The organism is Microcoleus sp. Pol1C5 (assembly GCF_036701115.1).
In the GTDB taxonomy this organism is placed as follows: Bacteria; Cyanobacteriota; Cyanobacteriia; order Cyanobacteriales; family Microcoleaceae; genus Microcoleus.
The window spans coordinates 46,230-63,259 of record NZ_JAUBQE010000019.1; the positions used below are offsets into that span (position 1 = coordinate 46,230).

Here is a 17,030-nt window from a genome sequence, read left to right on the forward strand (position 1 = left end):
GTCAGTTTGAGATGCTCGATCGCCACGGAAAGTATAATAATGTTGATCCAGTGATTAAATTGGTAATTTTGTTAGAAAAAAGAGAGAATTCTTTGAATCACCTGGGTATTAAAATTTTTCGGAAAGCGGTGTCTTTCCTGAGCGTGATCGAGAAAGAAAGTCTTGGGATAATAAGCAAGACTGGCTTCCATGTCGCTAATCTTTTCTAATAAGGGTTCGATCAGATCGATTTTTTCGGGATGGCGATGTTGGATGAGAGTCGCAGCATTCCTAAAATGCCGCCCCTCATCCTGCGTCACCAAATGTCCTACGCGAGCAAAGCCTTTCCCATAGTGTTGGTAGAATTCCTTAATATCGCGGTGATAAGACCACACGGAACCCATTTCGTCAAACATTAAACCAACTAGAATGGTGAATTCGTTCTCAATCAGAAACGAGATCGGTTCGAGTTCATGCACCCGACTCTGGTTTTTTTGGTCGATCGCCTCTGGGGACATACCTGATACCATGTGATACACCTTACGTAGAGCAACGTAGTGCCGTAATTCGTCTTGCAGCCAAAGTTCGATCGCACTCATGAATTCTAACGAGAACTCCGAACTGCGAGATATCAGATGCTCGTAGAGTGGCTGACTGTCTCCCTCAGAGAACACATCTCGGCTGAGGAGATCCATAAATCCAGCCTGAATTGTAGGCGCGACTTCGGGAATTTTCAACTCATCGGCAATAAATTCATCTACACTCCACTCACTGCTAAGAATCGGAATTCCCCGGACATCATGAGTTTGTAATTTCATAGTTTTTCTGATTAGAAGTTAAGTATTCACCAGACGATCGCTCACGATATGCGGAACGATTAAGCAATGTCGTCCGGTGATCGGATTTGTATCTCCGCGCAATACGAGGCCGGAGGGAGTATCGCCGACAATCCAGGAACCTACGACGAAGTGGTAGCCAAAATATTCGGGCAAGGGTTGATAGGACTGAATAATGAATCCTTCGCGATCGTAGCCCATCGCCTCGCGGGCGTGAACGGCTCCGGCAACAAAATCGCCTGTTTCAATAGAAACCCCAACACCTTCTAGACCAACTAGAGGCTTTTTGACGTGCATTTGGGTCAGTAATGCTGTGGATTCGAGCGAGATAGTATCTGTGAAGAAAGTGGGTAGCAAGAATTGAGCGTACACTGGGTGGTTGCCAAATAATTCCCACATCCACACCATCGATCCTTTATTGCTTAAAATCTGTTTCCACAGCGGTTCAATGATTTTCACGTCCCCTGCTATCAGGCGCGATGCTAGGGCTTCATCTGCGTTAAAAGATTGGCTGGCGAGTTGCAAATCCAGCCAATCGACGATTTTCCACAGCCGCAAAATCCGATTATTAAATTGATCGACAAAAAATCCTTCTTCATCCACGCCCAGATGGTTACGCAATCCTACAAGTTGGGTAAAAAAGCGATCGTTACCCAATTCTTGATTAATAATTTCCACCAGTTGTCCTGCCATCTCGGTATCTTCTGACAGATGCTCGTCAATTAACAAGCTCAGACCGAATTGCTTTAAATCATAATGACGACTTAGAGTGCGGAATCGACCCGCCACTTCGTCCCAAAAGTTGTTGAACTGATCGGCATCGTTGGGAAGCGATCGCAAATCTCGGCTGTTTTTTTTCATGTCATCTAACCACAGCCATTGATAGACTGTTTCTGCACCCAAGAGAGGAGTTTCCCCGTTGATTTCTAGAAGGCTAATTTTTCCATCTTCATTGACGGCAAGATCGAAACGGGTATAAAGAGACATATCTTCTGCTTCGTCAACCCGATCCCACGAAACCTGAATTGCTTCCCAGAAAGCAGGGGGAATAGCGAGTTTTTTCATCCGATTTTCTAGGCCATCAGCGGTAAAAAACCAGTCCAAAAACTCCCGGCACATATCCCAAAGAGCCTCAGTAGCATCCCAGATCCTCGCCTCTTCCTGGCGCGAAAACATCACCCCAAAGGGACGGTCTAAGGCTTCTGCCCAGTAGCGTTGGTTGATGTCTGCAAGAGGCTGACATTGGTAGGCGTTCTCTAATACGTGCTGCTGCCAGTTGCGTCGTCGCTGAAACAAAAAGGGATACATGGATGAAGCACCTTGCTAGTGACACTGGAGAATATGGAAAAATAGAGAAAAATCGGTCTTGGTTACTTTCCTCCGGTTCCCAAAGGAGCCGTGGAACGGACTGCGCTACCAAACCTCCCTCGTCCTTTGATGGTTCCCTGAGCTGCGTGGCCTGGGGGACGATTTGGGGTGTCGCTACTGGAGGAAAAGTAGGGAGAATCTAGCGGTATGCCCTGTAGGGGACGAGTAATCTGGGTTCTATCTGGAGTTACAATTCCGATGTTGGAGCGGTAAACGGGTTGCACTGGATAAACCGTGTAGGAGCCGCCGTTGACGCCGTTGACCACTGTTGGAGGGGCATCATCATCGACATCATCGGTGAAATAGAAGCCGCCGAACTCTGGTCGCCATCCGGGGGTAGCAGCGCTGGAATTCGATACCTGCGAGCAAATGCTTGCTGTGTCTTCTTGACATTCTGGCTGCGTGCGATACACGGGCGTAATGCGTTCGTATTCCTGCATTGCGTACCGAAACTGGGCCTGACACTGCTCTTTGGTGAACCCGTTGCTTTGGTTCGTCGCATCTACAATACATTGCTGTTCGGATTCGTAGTAGCGTACTTCGTTGCGTTCGTGCAACATGGTATAAGCAAGATAGCCTAATCCACCGATCGCCAGTACACCTGATGTAATTAGAAGGTAACGAATTGTTGTCGTTCGATTGTTGTTATGAGTCATGGCTAACCAGAGGTTAGAGTCATTATTTCAAAGAACCTGTAATGTGATGAATTTGCGGCCAATGAGATGATTGGATTTACACGGTCAGCCACAGTTCAAGTAATTTACCTCAGTCTGTGAGTTGGAACTCAGGACTTTGATTATAGCTTTTACTACATGGCCCGATTCAGGGTTTCCTCGATCGCAGCAAATTATCTTCCTCAAATATTTGATTTCAAATTCGCCTTTTTTGACTGCGCTGATTTCGCTGGCGATCGAGCTTTGCCAAAGCAGCACCCGAAACATCCGCCAGAATGCTAATTATCCGATACAAAGCCACGGCACTCAAAATTATACCCGTAGAAAAGCGATCGGACAGCAGGGCGATCGCCGTTGCTTCAAATACTCCCATTCCCCCCGGTGCACCCGGTACGACTAAACCGACAACAAACGCCAAACAAAAAGCACCGAACAAGTTAGGAATATTGCTAAAATTCACCGGAGTTAAAGCAGTTACAGTTAGCAAAAAACCGCAGCCTCGCAATCCGATAAAACACATTTGTCCAATTAACGGCACTAAAGGATAGCGTTTAATTGGCAAATTAATTTTGTGGCGCGACTTGACATTCGATGTTTTTTTAGCTAGATTGGAGGTAGACTCTGCACGAAAATTCAGTTCCTCGCTCGCATCCTCCCCAGCCTGGGAATTTTCCCCATTGTTCTTGGATAACTTCAACCGCTCTACAAAAAGAACGATCGGATTTAAAATGCGGGGATGAATCGCCGTTAAAATAGCAGCACAACCGACAATCCGCAACCACCAATTGAATTTGTCAAAACAAATCAACCCAATCAAAACGCCCGCAGAAGCCATCAGCAGCGGTTCCAGCAACACGCTGAGAGTAGCAGCTTTCGGGAAAATCCCTGCCTTTTTGGCGTCCAATATTCGACCCCAAAAATGCCAAATATTCCCCGGTAAATACTTGGCAATATTAGTTTTGAGAAAAACTTGAATCGCCCAGGCGGCAGTTACAGGTTGGCGGAATTCTCGCAAAATCAACATCCACACCCAGCCGACAAAAATTAGAGACAATAAAGTGACGCCGAGGGCGATCGCCAGCAACGGAAAACTTTCGGCTCGAATTTGGATATTCGCGACTTCTCGCCAGTGAGTTAAAAAAGCTTTGGCAATAAATAAAAACGTCCCGCCCAAAATCAAATAGCGCAAATAAGGCTTTAAATGCGACTTCGCGATCTTCAAAAAATTCTGAATTCGATGCAAGTGTGGTTTTCCCATTTTCCGATCCCGATTTTGAATTTGGGATTAAGTTATACTATTTTAGATTTTATATTTGAGATGGACAAAGGCGGAATTGTGGTTGATTTACACGGCACTATATGACGGAATAAATCTGTTTTACCTAACCTGTGCAGACCTCTACAGACTTTGTGTAATGCCCGCCTTACAGACTATTTAGGGCGTTTTTAACCACAAACTTAAATTTAAAATCTAAAATTTAGATCGATATACCTCGCTAGGAGTACATTTCTATGCCCGGCCCGAGCCCTGACGGTCTTTCCTATCTTTTAGATGATAGCCCCAATAGTTTCGCCTTGACTCCGGGCTTTTTGACTCCTTATCCTAACGGATTTTTTGCCCTTGGCGGCAACGATTTTATTATCGGTTCGTCGGATGCCGAAATAATTAGCGGCGATAATGGTAACGATCGCATTCTCGGCGGCAGCAATTCCGATACCCTGTTCGGGGGTGCAGACAACGATGTGCTTAACGGCGGTGTCAGCAGTGACATCCTGTTTGGGGATGGCGGCAGCGATACCTTGCAGGGAGGCAAGGGAGGAGACGCCCTCAACGGTGACTCTGGCAGCGACGTTTTAGTGGGCGATGGCGGCAAAGATACGCTGACAGGGGGTTTGAGCCCCGATACCTTTGTCCTCCGCAGCGACTCCGCAGTCTCCGATCCGGCTGCTGCTGACGTTATTACTGACTTTAACAGTTTTGTGGATTCGATCGGACTGACTGACAACCTTACCGAAGCTGACTTGATTCTCGAAGAAATATCGATCGCGCCCGGTATTTCCAATACATTAATTAAAATTCGCCAATCCAATGCTATTTTGGGCTTGGTAGCCAACGCATCTCCACAAGACCTCGCCGATACATTCATCTCTGCAACTACAGTATTGGGCAACCAACTCAGCGAAGCTCGCGATTTAGGCATTTTGGGCGGCACTCAAACGATCGCAGATTCAGTTAGCAACGCCCGGCCAGACGGTCTTTACCGCTTTACTTTGCCTGCAACTAGCGACTTTAATTTAACTGTCAGCGGTTTGACGGCGGATGTTGACGTTGCTCTCATTAAAGATCTTAATGGCGACAATTCTATTGACTTCACAGATATTATTGCTTCTTCTCAACAACCGAATTTATCGCCGGAGTCGATCGAGATCAACGGTTTAGACGCAGGAACTTACTTTGTCCGAGTTTATCAATACCAAGGCAGTACAGATTTCACCCTAAATCTATCTGCAACTCCTGCAACTGTTTCTCCTAACAATCCGAGCAACTTGCAGGGTTTTGACTCTCGTTTTGGGTTCGGTTTGGTGAATGCAGCGGCGGCAGTTGCTAAAGCTCGAGGTACTGCACCTTTTCCTGACGTTCCCGACTTGGGCGGCGACGAGTGGGGCAGAGATTTAATTAAAGCTCCGGAGGTTTGGGCCCAGGGCTTGACAGGAGACGGAATTGTGGTGGCAGTTATCGACAGCGGAGTTGACTACAATCACCCGGATTTGACGGGGAATATTTGGAGTAATGCGGGGGAAACCGGTGTTGATGCGATCGGTCGCAATAAAGCTAGCAACGGGGTTGATGATGACAACAATGGCTTTGTTGACGATTTCCGGGGATGGGATTTTGTCAACAACGATAATGACCCGATGGATGATAACAATCACGGCACTCATATCTCGGGTTTGGTTGCTGCGAAAAAAGATGGGGTTGGGATTACTGGAACGGCTCCAACTGCGAAGATTATGCCTTTGAAAATACTTGATGGGGCAGGAGTCGGTAAAATTCGGGATGAAATTAATGCGATTAATTATGCGGTGGCAAATGGAGCGAAGATTATTAATGTGAGTTTGGGTGGCCTACAGTTGAACGATCAAGAATTGAATGCGATTCGAGCGGCTGAAGCTCAAGGGGCGATCGTGATTTCGGCGGCGGGAAATGATGCTCGCCCACAAGTAGATTATCCGGCTCGGTTTGCCAATGAGGTAGGAATTGCTGTCGGTGGTGTTACCCGAAATGGCTTGTTTGCGGATTATTCTAACCGGGCAGGTGCGGGGACTATTAATTATTTTGTTGCTGCGGGCGGCGACGCTGGCACGACGGATTCTGGTGACATTTATTCAACTGTGCCACTTTCTCAACCGGGGATTCCTTATCGATATTTTGCGGGTACTTCAATGGCAGTACCACAAGTATCCGGCGTGATAGCTTTAATGTTGCAAGCTAATCCGAGTCTGACTCCTGCTGATATTAAGAGGATTCTTGCGGAAACTGCCAATCGATCGGTTTGAATTTGATGCAAGTGCGATCGATCTACAATCCTCAATCTTCTACCAATTATTAAAAGCGAACCGTAGGGACACCGCAATGCCGTGTCCTACTCCCCGCGCCGGACACGGCATTGCCCTGTCCCTACTTTTGGGAATTGGTATTAAAAATTGGCGGCGTAAGTTAAGTCAAATTGGCGGCACAGGGTGATGCAGCAGTAGCCTGGTCGATCGAATACTAATTCGTAATTCATCTGACCGTCTATTTTGGTGATCGGCTGCTTTAAGGGGATGCCATGAATGTCGTATTGGCGGCGTTCTAAGGCACTCCAGTCGATAATTTTGAAGTCGATTTGGTTCTGCAACTCAGTTGCGATCAGATATAGGTGCATCTTGTCTTGAACTTTCCCAGTCAGGGGAACTTTTATTAACACTGACTGGGTGACGAGGGGTTTTTGGTCGTTGGGATGCTTCTGGGTGTGGCAGCTTTTGAGTTCTATATCGTAAGGTTCTACCTTGAATTTCTCTCCACTGGCGATCGCAGATGAGTGCAAATCTTTCAGACACTTTTCTAGGTGAGGAATCAGCCCTAAGTCTGGATCGCACAGCAGTTTACGAATGTTGGAGGTTTCAGTGACTGTCATTTGAGATTTTTGATGTTATTTTTTGATTCTTAACTTTTAGCTTATCACGAAAAGCCAACCTATCGAACTCTACTTACGACATACTTCCAAAAATGCCGTTTATGGTCAGTATGTCGCAGTGAATAAGACATTTATTTTTGGGCAGCAAACTCGTGTTTTTTGCCTTAATGTTTTAGATTATTTTTTGGTAATTTTCCACAGATTAAGCTCGACATTAGTGTCAGACGGATCTATTTGATAGCTTTGTTGCTGAATTGCCGAGCGCAAAGTAGAGGACGGTCTGTATAAAAACAACTCACTGAAACCGCCGGGAATTTGCGGGGGCTGGGGTTTTTTCTTTGCCAATTCTCGATTTTTGTAGCAAGAAGTGTAACAGTGGGGTTCTATTAGCAGTTTGACTTTTGGTTCTAGGTAATAACTTAAAGGCATGATATATGCGATATTGGCATCGCTGATAATTAGCGGATTGCTGGCTTGATTGACATTCGCGGCTACTTCCAAGGCACCCAACCAACCGCTGCCTTTATTCCACCAAATATCTGCTTGAGAACTAACTCCACCGGATATAATACCTGCGGAAAAAACTGCAACTATAACGATTTTCCACAGTTTTTGCTGTTTTAACTTCTCCAAATTGTTACTAATTTTTGCAGACAGCAGGTAAGCCACTGCTAGCTGAATTCCCACATAACAAGGAACTAAATATCGCGGATTTCCCGATCGCCTTCCACCCTTGATTATATCAGGTACTGCTAAAAACAAAGCAGTTGTTGCAATTAATAACAATACAATTAACCACACTCGCTTTGGTGTTTGTCGGCATAGATAATAAAGGGCATAGCCGACCAAAGCTAAAATCATGATACCAACTGGAATTAGCAAAGCTAGTTGTGTGGGGTTGGCAGTTCCATCAATGCCAATATCAAAAAATGCTATGCTGATAGAACCAACCCACCTGCTGACTAATCTTAAGTAATTTGTTTGTTCTGCCCATGCTGTTGTGCTTCTAACTTGATTGAAGTTTTCTACAGTATGTACCAGGGAAGGCATGAAGCCGATCAAAGCGATTAAAGATGCTACATAATAGGAAATGAATGTTTTCACATCGCGCCAGTTGGCAATAACTGCGACGTAGATTGCGTGGGCTGCAGCGACGCAGACAAATAACAAGTGTGTGTAAAATCCCAGTGTTGCTGTGCCTGCATAAAGCGCCCAGGAAAGAACGAGGGGGACAGCATTTTGAGTTGACTCAGGGCGCATTGCTCGCAGCAAGGCTGCACTGGATAAAATAGTAGTTACTGTCCACAAACTGTACTGTCTCGCTTCTTGGGCAAATAGGATGTGGTAGGGAGAAATTGCGAAAATGGCGATAGCCATCCACGCTACTGCTGAAGATTCAAATAACTCCCAAGCCAGCCAATAAGTTGCGGGAAATACTAGCAGGCTAATCACGGCGGCCAAACTTCTCATTGCTGCAACGGAACTGCCGAACCATTGCGCCCAATATCGCGCTAGTACGTAATACAGCGGCGGGTGTTGGGGGTCTTCTGTTGCTAAAGAATTCAGGGTATCCCTTACAGTTTTTTCGGAATTTATCTGCTGATACTTTTGTAAATCCGCAGGCGAGGTTATTTTCTGGTACGAAATTTGTTTGATTATTTCCGCTTCGGGGTAGCCCGAAACTCTCAAAGAAGTATATGTTTCGTCTATCCAGTAAAATTTGCGATCGAGATTGGCGAACCGAAATAAAATACCTATGGCTAATACGGCGATAATTAAAAATCGCAGCCACTTGTCAAGTGAAAGGTTGTGAGAATTTAGTCGATCGCGATCTTTCGTAGATTCCATTTTATAACTAGCTAATCTCGCACAAATTTTTCCTGTTACCCCACCGTAAGGTGCGCATTGCGCACCTTACCAACTTAACAGCCAGAGAGAGGACTGAAGTCCTCACTGCCAACAAAGGAATGATTAATCATCCACTCCTTCAATCGGCGCAAAACCCTGCCGCTGAATATTTTCGGTTATGGTGCGGGGTTCGAGGAATTGCAGCAAATAATCCGGGCCACCCGCTTTAGAACCAACTCCCGAAAGTTTGAATCCTCCGAAAGGTTGCCGCGATACCACAGCGCCAGTAATTCCGCGATTTATGTACAGGTTTCCGACTTCAAAATCCGATGCGGCGCGATCGATATGCGAAGGCGTGCGAGAATACAATCCGCCGGTTAAAGCAAAATTTGTACCGTTAGCAATAACAATCGCTTCGCTGAAATTTTTTGCCCGCATCACCGACAAAACTGGGCCGAAAATTTCTTCTTGGGCGATAGTTGCTGTCGGGGATACTTCCGTAACAATGACTGGGCCGACAAAATAACCGGTTTCCGGTGCCGGCATTTCTAAAGCTATTTTAGCTTCGGCGCGACCTTTTTCGATGTATTCGCGGATGCGCGACTGGGCATTTGCATCGATCACAGGGCCGACTTGAGTGCCGGGATTTTCTGCAGGGCCGACATTGAGCGATCGCGTCGCTTCTACCAATCTTGCCACAAAATTATCGTACACTGATTCGACTACAATTACTCGCGAACAAGCAGAACATTTTTGGCCGCTGTAGCCAAATGCCGAATAAACTACGCCTGCAACTGCTTGGTCTAAATCTGCACTTTCATCGACAATAATTGCATTCTTGCCGCCCATTTCCGCAATTACTCGTTTCAGGTGTTTTTGTCCAGGCTGCAAAATCGCAGCATCGGCATAAATCTGACAGCCAACTTCCTGAGAACCGGTGAAAGTAATCATGTGAACGTCGGGATGTTTCACCATGTAAGCGCCGACGGTTGAACCTTTGCAAGGCACGTATTGAAATACGCCTTTGGGAATGCCAGCTTCTAGCAAAATTTCTGTGATTTTTGCTGCAATTACTGAGGAAACTTCCGCAGGTTTGAGTAAAGTACAATTACCTGCCACCAGCGAGGCAACTGTCATGCCAACGGGAATTGCCAGGGGGAAATTCCAAGGCGAAATGATTAAAGAAATGCCGCGCGGCTGATAGGTGTAGCGGTTAGTTTCTCCGGGAATGTCGTAATTTTTCCCTTGTTCTAACCGTTCCATTTCGTCGGCGTAGTAGCGGCAAAAATCTATAGCTTCAGAAACTTCGGCATCGCATTCTCTGACGGGTTTGCCGACTTCAAACACCATCCAAGCTGACAGTTCGTGCCGCCGCTGTTCCATCAACTCAGCGGCTTTGCGGAGGACGCCTGCACGCTGGCGGACAGGGGTTTTCCGCCAACTGGTGGAGGCTGATTTTGCTGCTTCAAGGGCTTGTTTGGCTTGTGCTTCGGAAAGCAATCCGATTGTGCCAACTACTTCTGTGGGATTGGAAGGGTTGAGGGAATTAACTGTTGTTTCCGTATTTTGGTACTCGCCATTGATTAGTGGTAAATAGGTTTTGCCTAAGTTGGCGCGCACTGATTTGATGGCTGTTTCTGCTTGTTGCCGCAATTTGGTATTGGCGTAGTCGGTATCGGCAACGTTGGGAAATACTTTGCTGTAAACTAGCTGGTCATTTCCGTTAGCAACGGGCGCGGCTAACAATTGTTCGATCGGCATTTCTTCGGAACTTTGCCGGATGAAAGAACTGTTGGCGGTATTTTCCAGCAAACGGCGGATCAAATAAGCCATTCCCGGCAATAAGTCGCCGTAGGGGCAGTAGACTCGAACGCGATAACCCCGATCGACCAAAAGCTTAGCCAATTTGTCGCCCATGCCGTACAGCACTTGCATTTCAAAGCGGCGGCGCGGTATATTGAGAGTTTCGGCAATGGCGATCGCCCTCGCTTGCGATCGTACATTATGACTGCCAATAGCTGCATACAAATATTCGTGATTTTCTAGCAGCAACTGCGTCATTTGCTCGAAATTTGCATCGGTAGTAACTTTGTCATTGTAGACCGGCTGCGGCCAATCTTTCTGCATCGCTTTGATAGTTTCCTGATCCCAGTAAGCGCCTTTTACCAGCCGCACTGTTACCGGATTTCCGCGTTTTTTTGCCCAGGAAATCAGGTTTCGCAAATCTTGGGCACTGTCGCGCAAATACGCTTGCAATGTAATTCCAACATCCGTGCGACTGCGAAACTCTTCCTCTAACAATAAGTCTTTCAAAATGCTCAGAGTCAAACTCTTATAAGCATACTGTTCCATATCGAAATGAACGGCCGCGCCCAATTCCTTCGCGCGGCGCAGTAACAGGCGAATTCTCTCGCTTACTTTCTCCTCGCTACCTTTAGCATCCAACGGGTCAAACTGAGAATAAAAAGCTGTTAATTTTACGGATACTTGCACTCGCGGCAAAGTTTCATCATCAGCTTTATCAATTGCATCTACTTGTGGCCAATTCTTCGCTGCCTTAGCCAGTTCCTCCATCAATTCCAAATAGCGGTTAAGATAAATTTGCGCCTCAGTTTCAGTAATGACAGCTTCCCCCAAAAGGTCAACTGTAAAACCCATTTTATCTTTGCGAAGTCGCTCTAAGGTTTTAATTACCTGCTTGATATTTTCCCCAGAAATATACTTGTGCGCCAAAGTTTCCACAGCAGGCGCCACTGTCGTCGCCGCCAATTGACCAGGAACTGAATCAGGGCTAGCAAAGTTAAGCAATTTTTTCAATGCTTCGGGCAATTCTACCTCTTGGGCGGTCAGGTATTCTTGCAAGTGGCGGGCAATTTCCGGCCTGCTGCGGAGGGCCGGCAAACAGTCAATAAATCGAAACAACTGCACCCGCAGTCCGGGGCTGGCCATCGCCCAATCCATAAGTTTGTCGTCCCAGCGCATTTGGTCTTGGAGTTGACCGAAAAAAGAGCGCTTTTTCTCTTGAGTTGCCCGCAGGATTTCTTGGGCAATTTCCTGAGTTTTTGCTTCGTAGATGCTTGGAGATATTTGTGCAACCATTGGTAATTAGTAATGGGTAATTTGTAATTCGCAACCAGGGCGGGTTTATGTATTGGGTAACTACCCCCTGATAAAATTGTACTTGCTATTTGACTTCAATTCTAACACCGTAGTTTGCTTGGCGGTCGCCGGAAATTTCAATAGTATAATCGCCGCTGCTGGCTAGTTGACCTTGCCACTGACTGGTACTATTTGCAGTACCTATTTTTTCACCGTTAGGAGCAATAATTGCTGCACTAACTTGACCTTCTTGAACATTTATTGTCATGCTTTGGCCGCTATTGCACTCCAGTAAGTAGCGCCTGGATATGTTGGCTCGCAAACTATTGCTCAGAGTAGTTCCAGTAGCACCAGCTTGAAAGTAAACTCGCTCGGTTACAGGGGTTTCAACCGCAGCGGGAGAAGCAGAAGGAGAAGGCAACGGCAACGGCGAGGGTGACGGCGAAGCAAGTTGCGGAACGCCAGACACAGAGGGTATTTGAGTTGGACGGGGCGACGGATAGATTGTGGCGGGCAGTCGAGTTCCAGGTGCTGGGGGAAGCCCGGGCCGGCGGTTGACGGGCGCTGTTGCGACAGGCGGAGGGCTTTCGGGGAGGGGTACGTCAGCGGGTAGTTTGATTTGAAGGTTCGCTCTTTCCTGATACATTCTCCACGCTAACAAGCTGCCGAGACTAAGGACAGAACCGACTAACATTCCGCTGAGAAAAACTGCTAAGATTTGCCAGGATCGAGCTGGTTTTGGTTCGGGGTTGGCAGTGGGAATTGTTGGAGGCGGATAACTTGCAAGTTGAGTTGTTGCCGGCGCGCTATCGGCGGCAATTGGAATTGTTTCGGCCTCGTCGATTGGCGCTGAAATATCTTTGGGCGCGACAATTTCTGCGGGAGTTTCTAGGGGTGCGGAAGTTGAATCGCCACTAACAATTTCACTGCGATCGAACTCATCACTGGCAGTGGAAATTGTTTCCGGTTGCTGAGTCAAAATTTGTTTTTTTTCCTGTTCGTCGCTCATGGGGCTAAATTTATTTTACAAAGACCGCTTTTAGACATTTTACGTTACTGGTGCGATCGCCTGCACTGTACCAGTAACGTAAGGCTTTTGACAGAATACCGTCCGTGTTGAGCGAGAAATCTATCTGCTGGGGCGATCGCCATTTACCAACTTTTTAAATCTCTGTTACTTATTGAGATGGACGATTGACTCTAACCAGCTTTCCTCTCAATGTTTCCACATTAGAAATAGCCTCCGAAATTCGTGTAGCCATCCTCTGTCTGTCCTGCTGATCGTCTTTGCAGACAATGATACCAGCATGATTAGGTTGTGAAGCGTGCAGTCGAATAAAATCGATTCGATTGAGTGTTAAAACGGCCCGTTCCTTTGTGACAGCAAAAGCCAGGACATCTTCATCAGGAATGCCCAGATTTGCATTACTCGCTTCTTGTACAGTAAGCACATCGTGACCTAGAGCGCGAAGTAATTCAACTACTACCCGAGGGAATTGTTCATCTGCATACAAACCTGCCATTATGTTAATCTATCTCGTTCAACTTAATTGCGGCTTCAATCTCGTCAGGAAATGCTTCAGCATAAGCCCATGCATTTTTCAAGTCACTAGCACTAAGATGCGGATAATCTTCTAAAAGTTGAGCATCCGTGGCACCTAATCGACGAGATTCTACCAATCCCCAAACAGAAATTCTAGTCCCGGCAATTCTGGCATTACCGCCGACGACACCGGGAGTTTTTTCAATTCCCTGCCAGGTGTTAGCTAAACTTTGAGCTAATATCTGTATTGCTTGAGCTTTCTCAGGCGGAGTCAGGGAAAGCAGTTGGGGTTCTAATTCTTTTAATGTCATAGTTAATCGGGGGTTTGACTGTTGGGAATGTCGTATCTATATTATAGCGATGATCTTTTTACTAATAAAAATAAACTACCCCACATAAAAATGGTACTTTCGTGGAACAGGCCGGAAAGCCTTTTCATAAAAATGGTGCAAGATATTTGTCGCGATCCTCTCGAATTAAAGCGGTACTATCTAGTATCATCCCCATATTAGCCGGACGAGACTCGCGACGGCGGCTGATTTCTGCCAATATTTCTGTTACAGACTTTTTACGTTTTCCTGAGAGGGGTTTTGTCTCTGTTGACAACTCGGCTTCTAAAATAACGATCGCAAACGCGCTAATCGAGCAGTTTTGAGCATAGGCTAACTCTTGCAGCCTCGTATACAATTCCTCTGGTATGTTTTCTATTTGCAGGGTAGCCATCTGTTAAAGTCCTAGCATAGTTTTCCTAAATATTAGCTAGATAGGAAGGCGGGTTTACTATATACTGAGTTTTAAACATAGATGCTTGGTAAAGCCCGCCCCTATGAGTTACCAATTACCCATTACCAATTACCCATTAGTAATTATTAGGCAAAGACTGCCAAAATGGCCGGTCTTCTGGCTTCCTCACAGTATTCGTCGCCGACTGCACGTTTCCTTTCAATTCTTGATAATACCTGTCATCCAGAAAACTAACGCTGACGCCAGCAGGAAGCAGCAGTTGGCGCAATCTTTCCTGAGTGTAATCTACACCCTCGATCATTGGCCCGCGCGGATTTGAAACTAACAACTTGCCGTTAACTGGCACCGAATTGACCATATTCGGCCACCAAGCATAACCGCTGTAGCCAAACATCACCGGAACTTGAATAATTTGGTCGTCTCCGAGTAAAAACTCTCTTTTCAACTTCTCTACAATCGGATTAAGTTTCTGCTGTTGCAAATAGAAATTGTGTTGAATTAAAGCTCGATTTTTCAAAGCTGCGCTGACTGTTGTTTGAGTGCTCAAACCGCGATTAATAGTAACATCGCCGTAACCTCTTCCCTCCAATTCTTCCAACAGCTTAACTCCGGCTTCGGGACTGGCGATCGCCATTACATATTGTCCGGGAGTTTGAGTGGGAATAAAATTGATAATTTCATCGACTTGGCGAGTCAAAAGCCAAGAAGTATCAATATCCACTGGCGGCCCTTGAATTCTCTGAGCTTGAATAAAATCAAGTACCTCTGGATTAAAACTAGCATTTCCCGAATTACCGTAATAAACTCGACCCATTGGGTGTCCGGGAATCGGGGGTGTTACCTGCAAATTGCCGTATCCGTCAGACCACTGACTTACAGGGTCTAAAGAACGAGGATTGCCAAGGTTAAATACTTTCAAATCGCGGTCTTGAGTGGATTTAACAGGCGGGTTTTTCTCTGGCTCGCTATTGTTTTTTATTGCTACATTAAACAGGCGTATATCCGATTTTTCTGGCAATTGAACGTAGCCGTTTTTCTGGGTATCTTGCATCCAAGTGCGATCGCCCTGGAGAATTTTTACTCTAGCACCCGTGGGTTCTACTGCTTGTTTTAATTGCGAGATAAATTCGCTGTTTACCGAGCCTCTGTCACTGACCTGGACTTCGGTTACTGGTGCTGTATTGGGCGCTATCATCCAAGGACTAACGCCCATTTGGATTGTTGTGGAGGCGATTTCTTGACCGTTATTTTGGGCAGTTGCTTTGAGATTAACAGTGCCGTTCCAATTGCGATCGGCAAATTGTTTTGCTTCGACACCTAAAACAATATTTGTGCTAAAAACTAGAGGTTTTGCACCGGATATATCTACAGGTTGCCAGCCGTCGCCCGTCTTCTGAAAAACGCTGATGTGAGGGCTAGCAATGCTGTCAGCAGTGATAAATAACTGAGAGGTTTTGAAGTTTTCAGACAGTGTTAAGTTAACTTGAGAAAGCATTGCTGCACGGCGGGGAGCGCTAACTTTGGTTTGTTTCCAAGTCGGTATCTTGCCGCGATCGTTATTGCGATCGTTAAATAAAATGAGCGCGCCCTTGGACAAAGACCATTGTTCTTTTCCGGCTTCGTCTTGCTCGTTAATTTGGCCATCTCTGTTGGTATCTCCAGCAAAGAAAAAGTTCGGCGGCGACGCAGCAGGCGTAACTGGGGCGGAAGTTGGTGTTGCAGTTGATTCAGGAGTTGGTTGAGAAGTTGCTTGCTGATTTCTCTCTAACTCTTGTCTTTCAAGTTCTTGTCTGGCTAATTCTTGTCTGGCTAACTCTTGCCTTTCAACTTCTTGTCTAGCTAACTCTTGCTTTTCAAGTTCTTGTCTGGCTAGTTCTTGTCTGGCTAACTCTTGCTTTTCAAGTTCTTGCCTTTCCAGTTCTTTACGGGCTAATTCTTGCCTTTGGAATTCTTGTCTTTCTAGTTCTTTACGGGCTAATTCTTGCCTTTCCAGTTCTTTACGGGCTAATTTTTGCCTTTGGAATTCTTGTCTTTCTAGTTCTTTTCTAGCCCGGTCTTTTTTTTCTTGCTCTTTTCTCTCTATTTCTCGACGAGCAAATTCTTTTTTCTCTTGCTCTTTGCGGGCTCGCTCTCTTATCTCTTCTTCCTCGGCTCTAACTTTCTCAACAGAACGTGCAACTTGCATTTCATAGGTAGCGACACTGAGGTTTCCTTGGTATTCGATAGTTTTGTCGATCGCCCGATCGGTCAAAAAAGATTCGTGAGGAATGAGTCGCAGCGTATTGATAGCCAACTGCCACAGCCGCTGGGACTCTTCCCAAGTAGCAGAAGAAGGATTAGAAGTGCGTCCAATTAAGACTGCTTGGGCGGCTAATTTAGCAGCATCGTCCCAATTATATTTGGCTCTTTCTTCTATTTGAATCTGACTTTGAACGTTTTGGAGTTGCTGCGTCAGAGTTTGAGATTGCTGACGGTGGATTGCTGATTTCCAAAGTTCTGCCGGAAACGGGGCGCTGTCGGGAGTTTTGGCAAGGTTATCTAATTGTACTTTCAGCCGATCGCGCAATTTGTAGAGTTCGGAAAGGGATTGCGGAGTTTCGGCCTCTGGCTGTCGCGCAGAGAGTGCGAGTTGGTAGTTTAGGGAAGGTTGAGCCACTGTTGTGGGGACTGCAACCCAAATAATACCGATGACGACACCGAAACCATTGACGATCGCGATCGCAATATATCGAACCCAGCGCATATAGTTTATCCTCAGACA

General features: G+C 46.1%; 13 protein-coding genes. 1 reads left to right on the forward strand and 12 read right to left on the reverse strand.

All coding sequences use genetic code 11. From position 1 onward, the window contains the following. Positions 1-71: 71 nt before the first annotated feature. The 4 genes from QUA23_RS12650 to QUA23_RS12665 form a co-directional block, all read right to left on the reverse strand. A complete protein-coding gene (locus tag QUA23_RS12650; protein ID WP_333076330.1) occupies positions 72-797 on the reverse strand; it encodes a hypothetical protein in 726 nt (241 codons plus the stop codon). A gap of 18 nt (positions 798-815) precedes the next feature. Continuing rightward, positions 816-2,123, reverse strand: coding sequence for a glutathionylspermidine synthase family protein (locus tag QUA23_RS12655; RefSeq protein ID WP_333076329.1), 1,308 nt, complete (start codon positions 2,121-2,123; stop codon positions 816-818). Between the two features lie 62 nt (positions 2,124-2,185). After that, positions 2,186-2,839 carry a DUF1190 domain-containing protein gene (locus tag QUA23_RS12660; protein WP_333076328.1) on the reverse strand — a complete coding sequence of 218 codons (654 nt, stop codon included), beginning with the start codon at positions 2,837-2,839 and terminating at the stop codon, positions 2,186-2,188. A gap of 214 nt (positions 2,840-3,053) precedes the next feature. Beyond that, the gene (locus QUA23_RS12665; protein ID WP_333076327.1) at positions 3,054-4,115 is read right to left on the reverse strand and encodes a UPF0104 family protein; all 1,062 of its coding nucleotides are present in this window, start codon (positions 4,113-4,115) and stop codon (positions 3,054-3,056) included. A 254-nt stretch (positions 4,116-4,369) separates the two neighbouring features. On the opposite strand from QUA23_RS12665, the gene QUA23_RS12670 reads away from it, so the two are divergent. Then, positions 4,370-6,415, forward strand: a complete 2,046-nt coding sequence (locus QUA23_RS12670) for a S8 family serine peptidase (protein WP_333076326.1) — start codon at positions 4,370-4,372, stop codon at positions 6,413-6,415. A 140-nt stretch (positions 6,416-6,555) separates the two neighbouring features. Here QUA23_RS12670 and QUA23_RS12675 read toward each other — a convergent pair whose 3' ends face one another. The 8 genes from QUA23_RS12675 to QUA23_RS12710 form a co-directional block, all read right to left on the reverse strand. Next, positions 6,556-7,035 (reverse strand): hypothetical protein, encoded by a 480-nt coding sequence (locus QUA23_RS12675; RefSeq protein ID WP_333076325.1) that lies wholly within the window; start codon positions 7,033-7,035, stop codon positions 6,556-6,558. A 177-nt stretch (positions 7,036-7,212) separates the two neighbouring features. Beyond that, positions 7,213-8,883 (reverse strand): glycosyltransferase family 39 protein, encoded by a 1,671-nt coding sequence (locus QUA23_RS12680; protein WP_333076324.1) that lies wholly within the window; start codon positions 8,881-8,883, stop codon positions 7,213-7,215. Between the two features lie 123 nt (positions 8,884-9,006). Then, positions 9,007-11,982: an L-glutamate gamma-semialdehyde dehydrogenase gene (gene pruA / locus QUA23_RS12685; RefSeq protein WP_333076323.1), complete on the reverse strand. Its 2,976-nt coding sequence runs from the start codon at positions 11,980-11,982 to the stop codon at positions 9,007-9,009. An 85-nt stretch (positions 11,983-12,067) separates the two neighbouring features. Beyond that, complete coding sequence (locus tag QUA23_RS12690; protein ID WP_333076322.1) at positions 12,068-12,991, reverse strand: hypothetical protein; 924 nt, start codon at positions 12,989-12,991, stop codon at positions 12,068-12,070. Positions 12,992-13,160: 169 nt separating this feature from the next. Continuing rightward, a complete protein-coding gene (locus tag QUA23_RS12695; protein WP_333076321.1) occupies positions 13,161-13,505 on the reverse strand; it encodes a DUF5615 family PIN-like protein in 345 nt (114 codons plus the stop codon). A 4-nt stretch (positions 13,506-13,509) separates the two neighbouring features. Then, entirely contained in the window at positions 13,510-13,836 is a 327-nt protein-coding gene (locus QUA23_RS12700; RefSeq protein WP_333076320.1) for a DUF433 domain-containing protein, read from the reverse strand. A gap of 124 nt (positions 13,837-13,960) precedes the next feature. Next, positions 13,961-14,248 carry a hypothetical protein gene (locus QUA23_RS12705; protein ID WP_333076319.1) on the reverse strand — a complete coding sequence of 96 codons (288 nt, stop codon included), beginning with the start codon at positions 14,246-14,248 and terminating at the stop codon, positions 13,961-13,963. Positions 14,249-14,384: 136 nt separating this feature from the next. Next, complete coding sequence (locus tag QUA23_RS12710) at positions 14,385-17,012, reverse strand: protein-arginine deiminase family protein (RefSeq protein WP_333076318.1); 2,628 nt, start codon at positions 17,010-17,012, stop codon at positions 14,385-14,387. Positions 17,013-17,030: the final 18 nt, after the last annotated feature.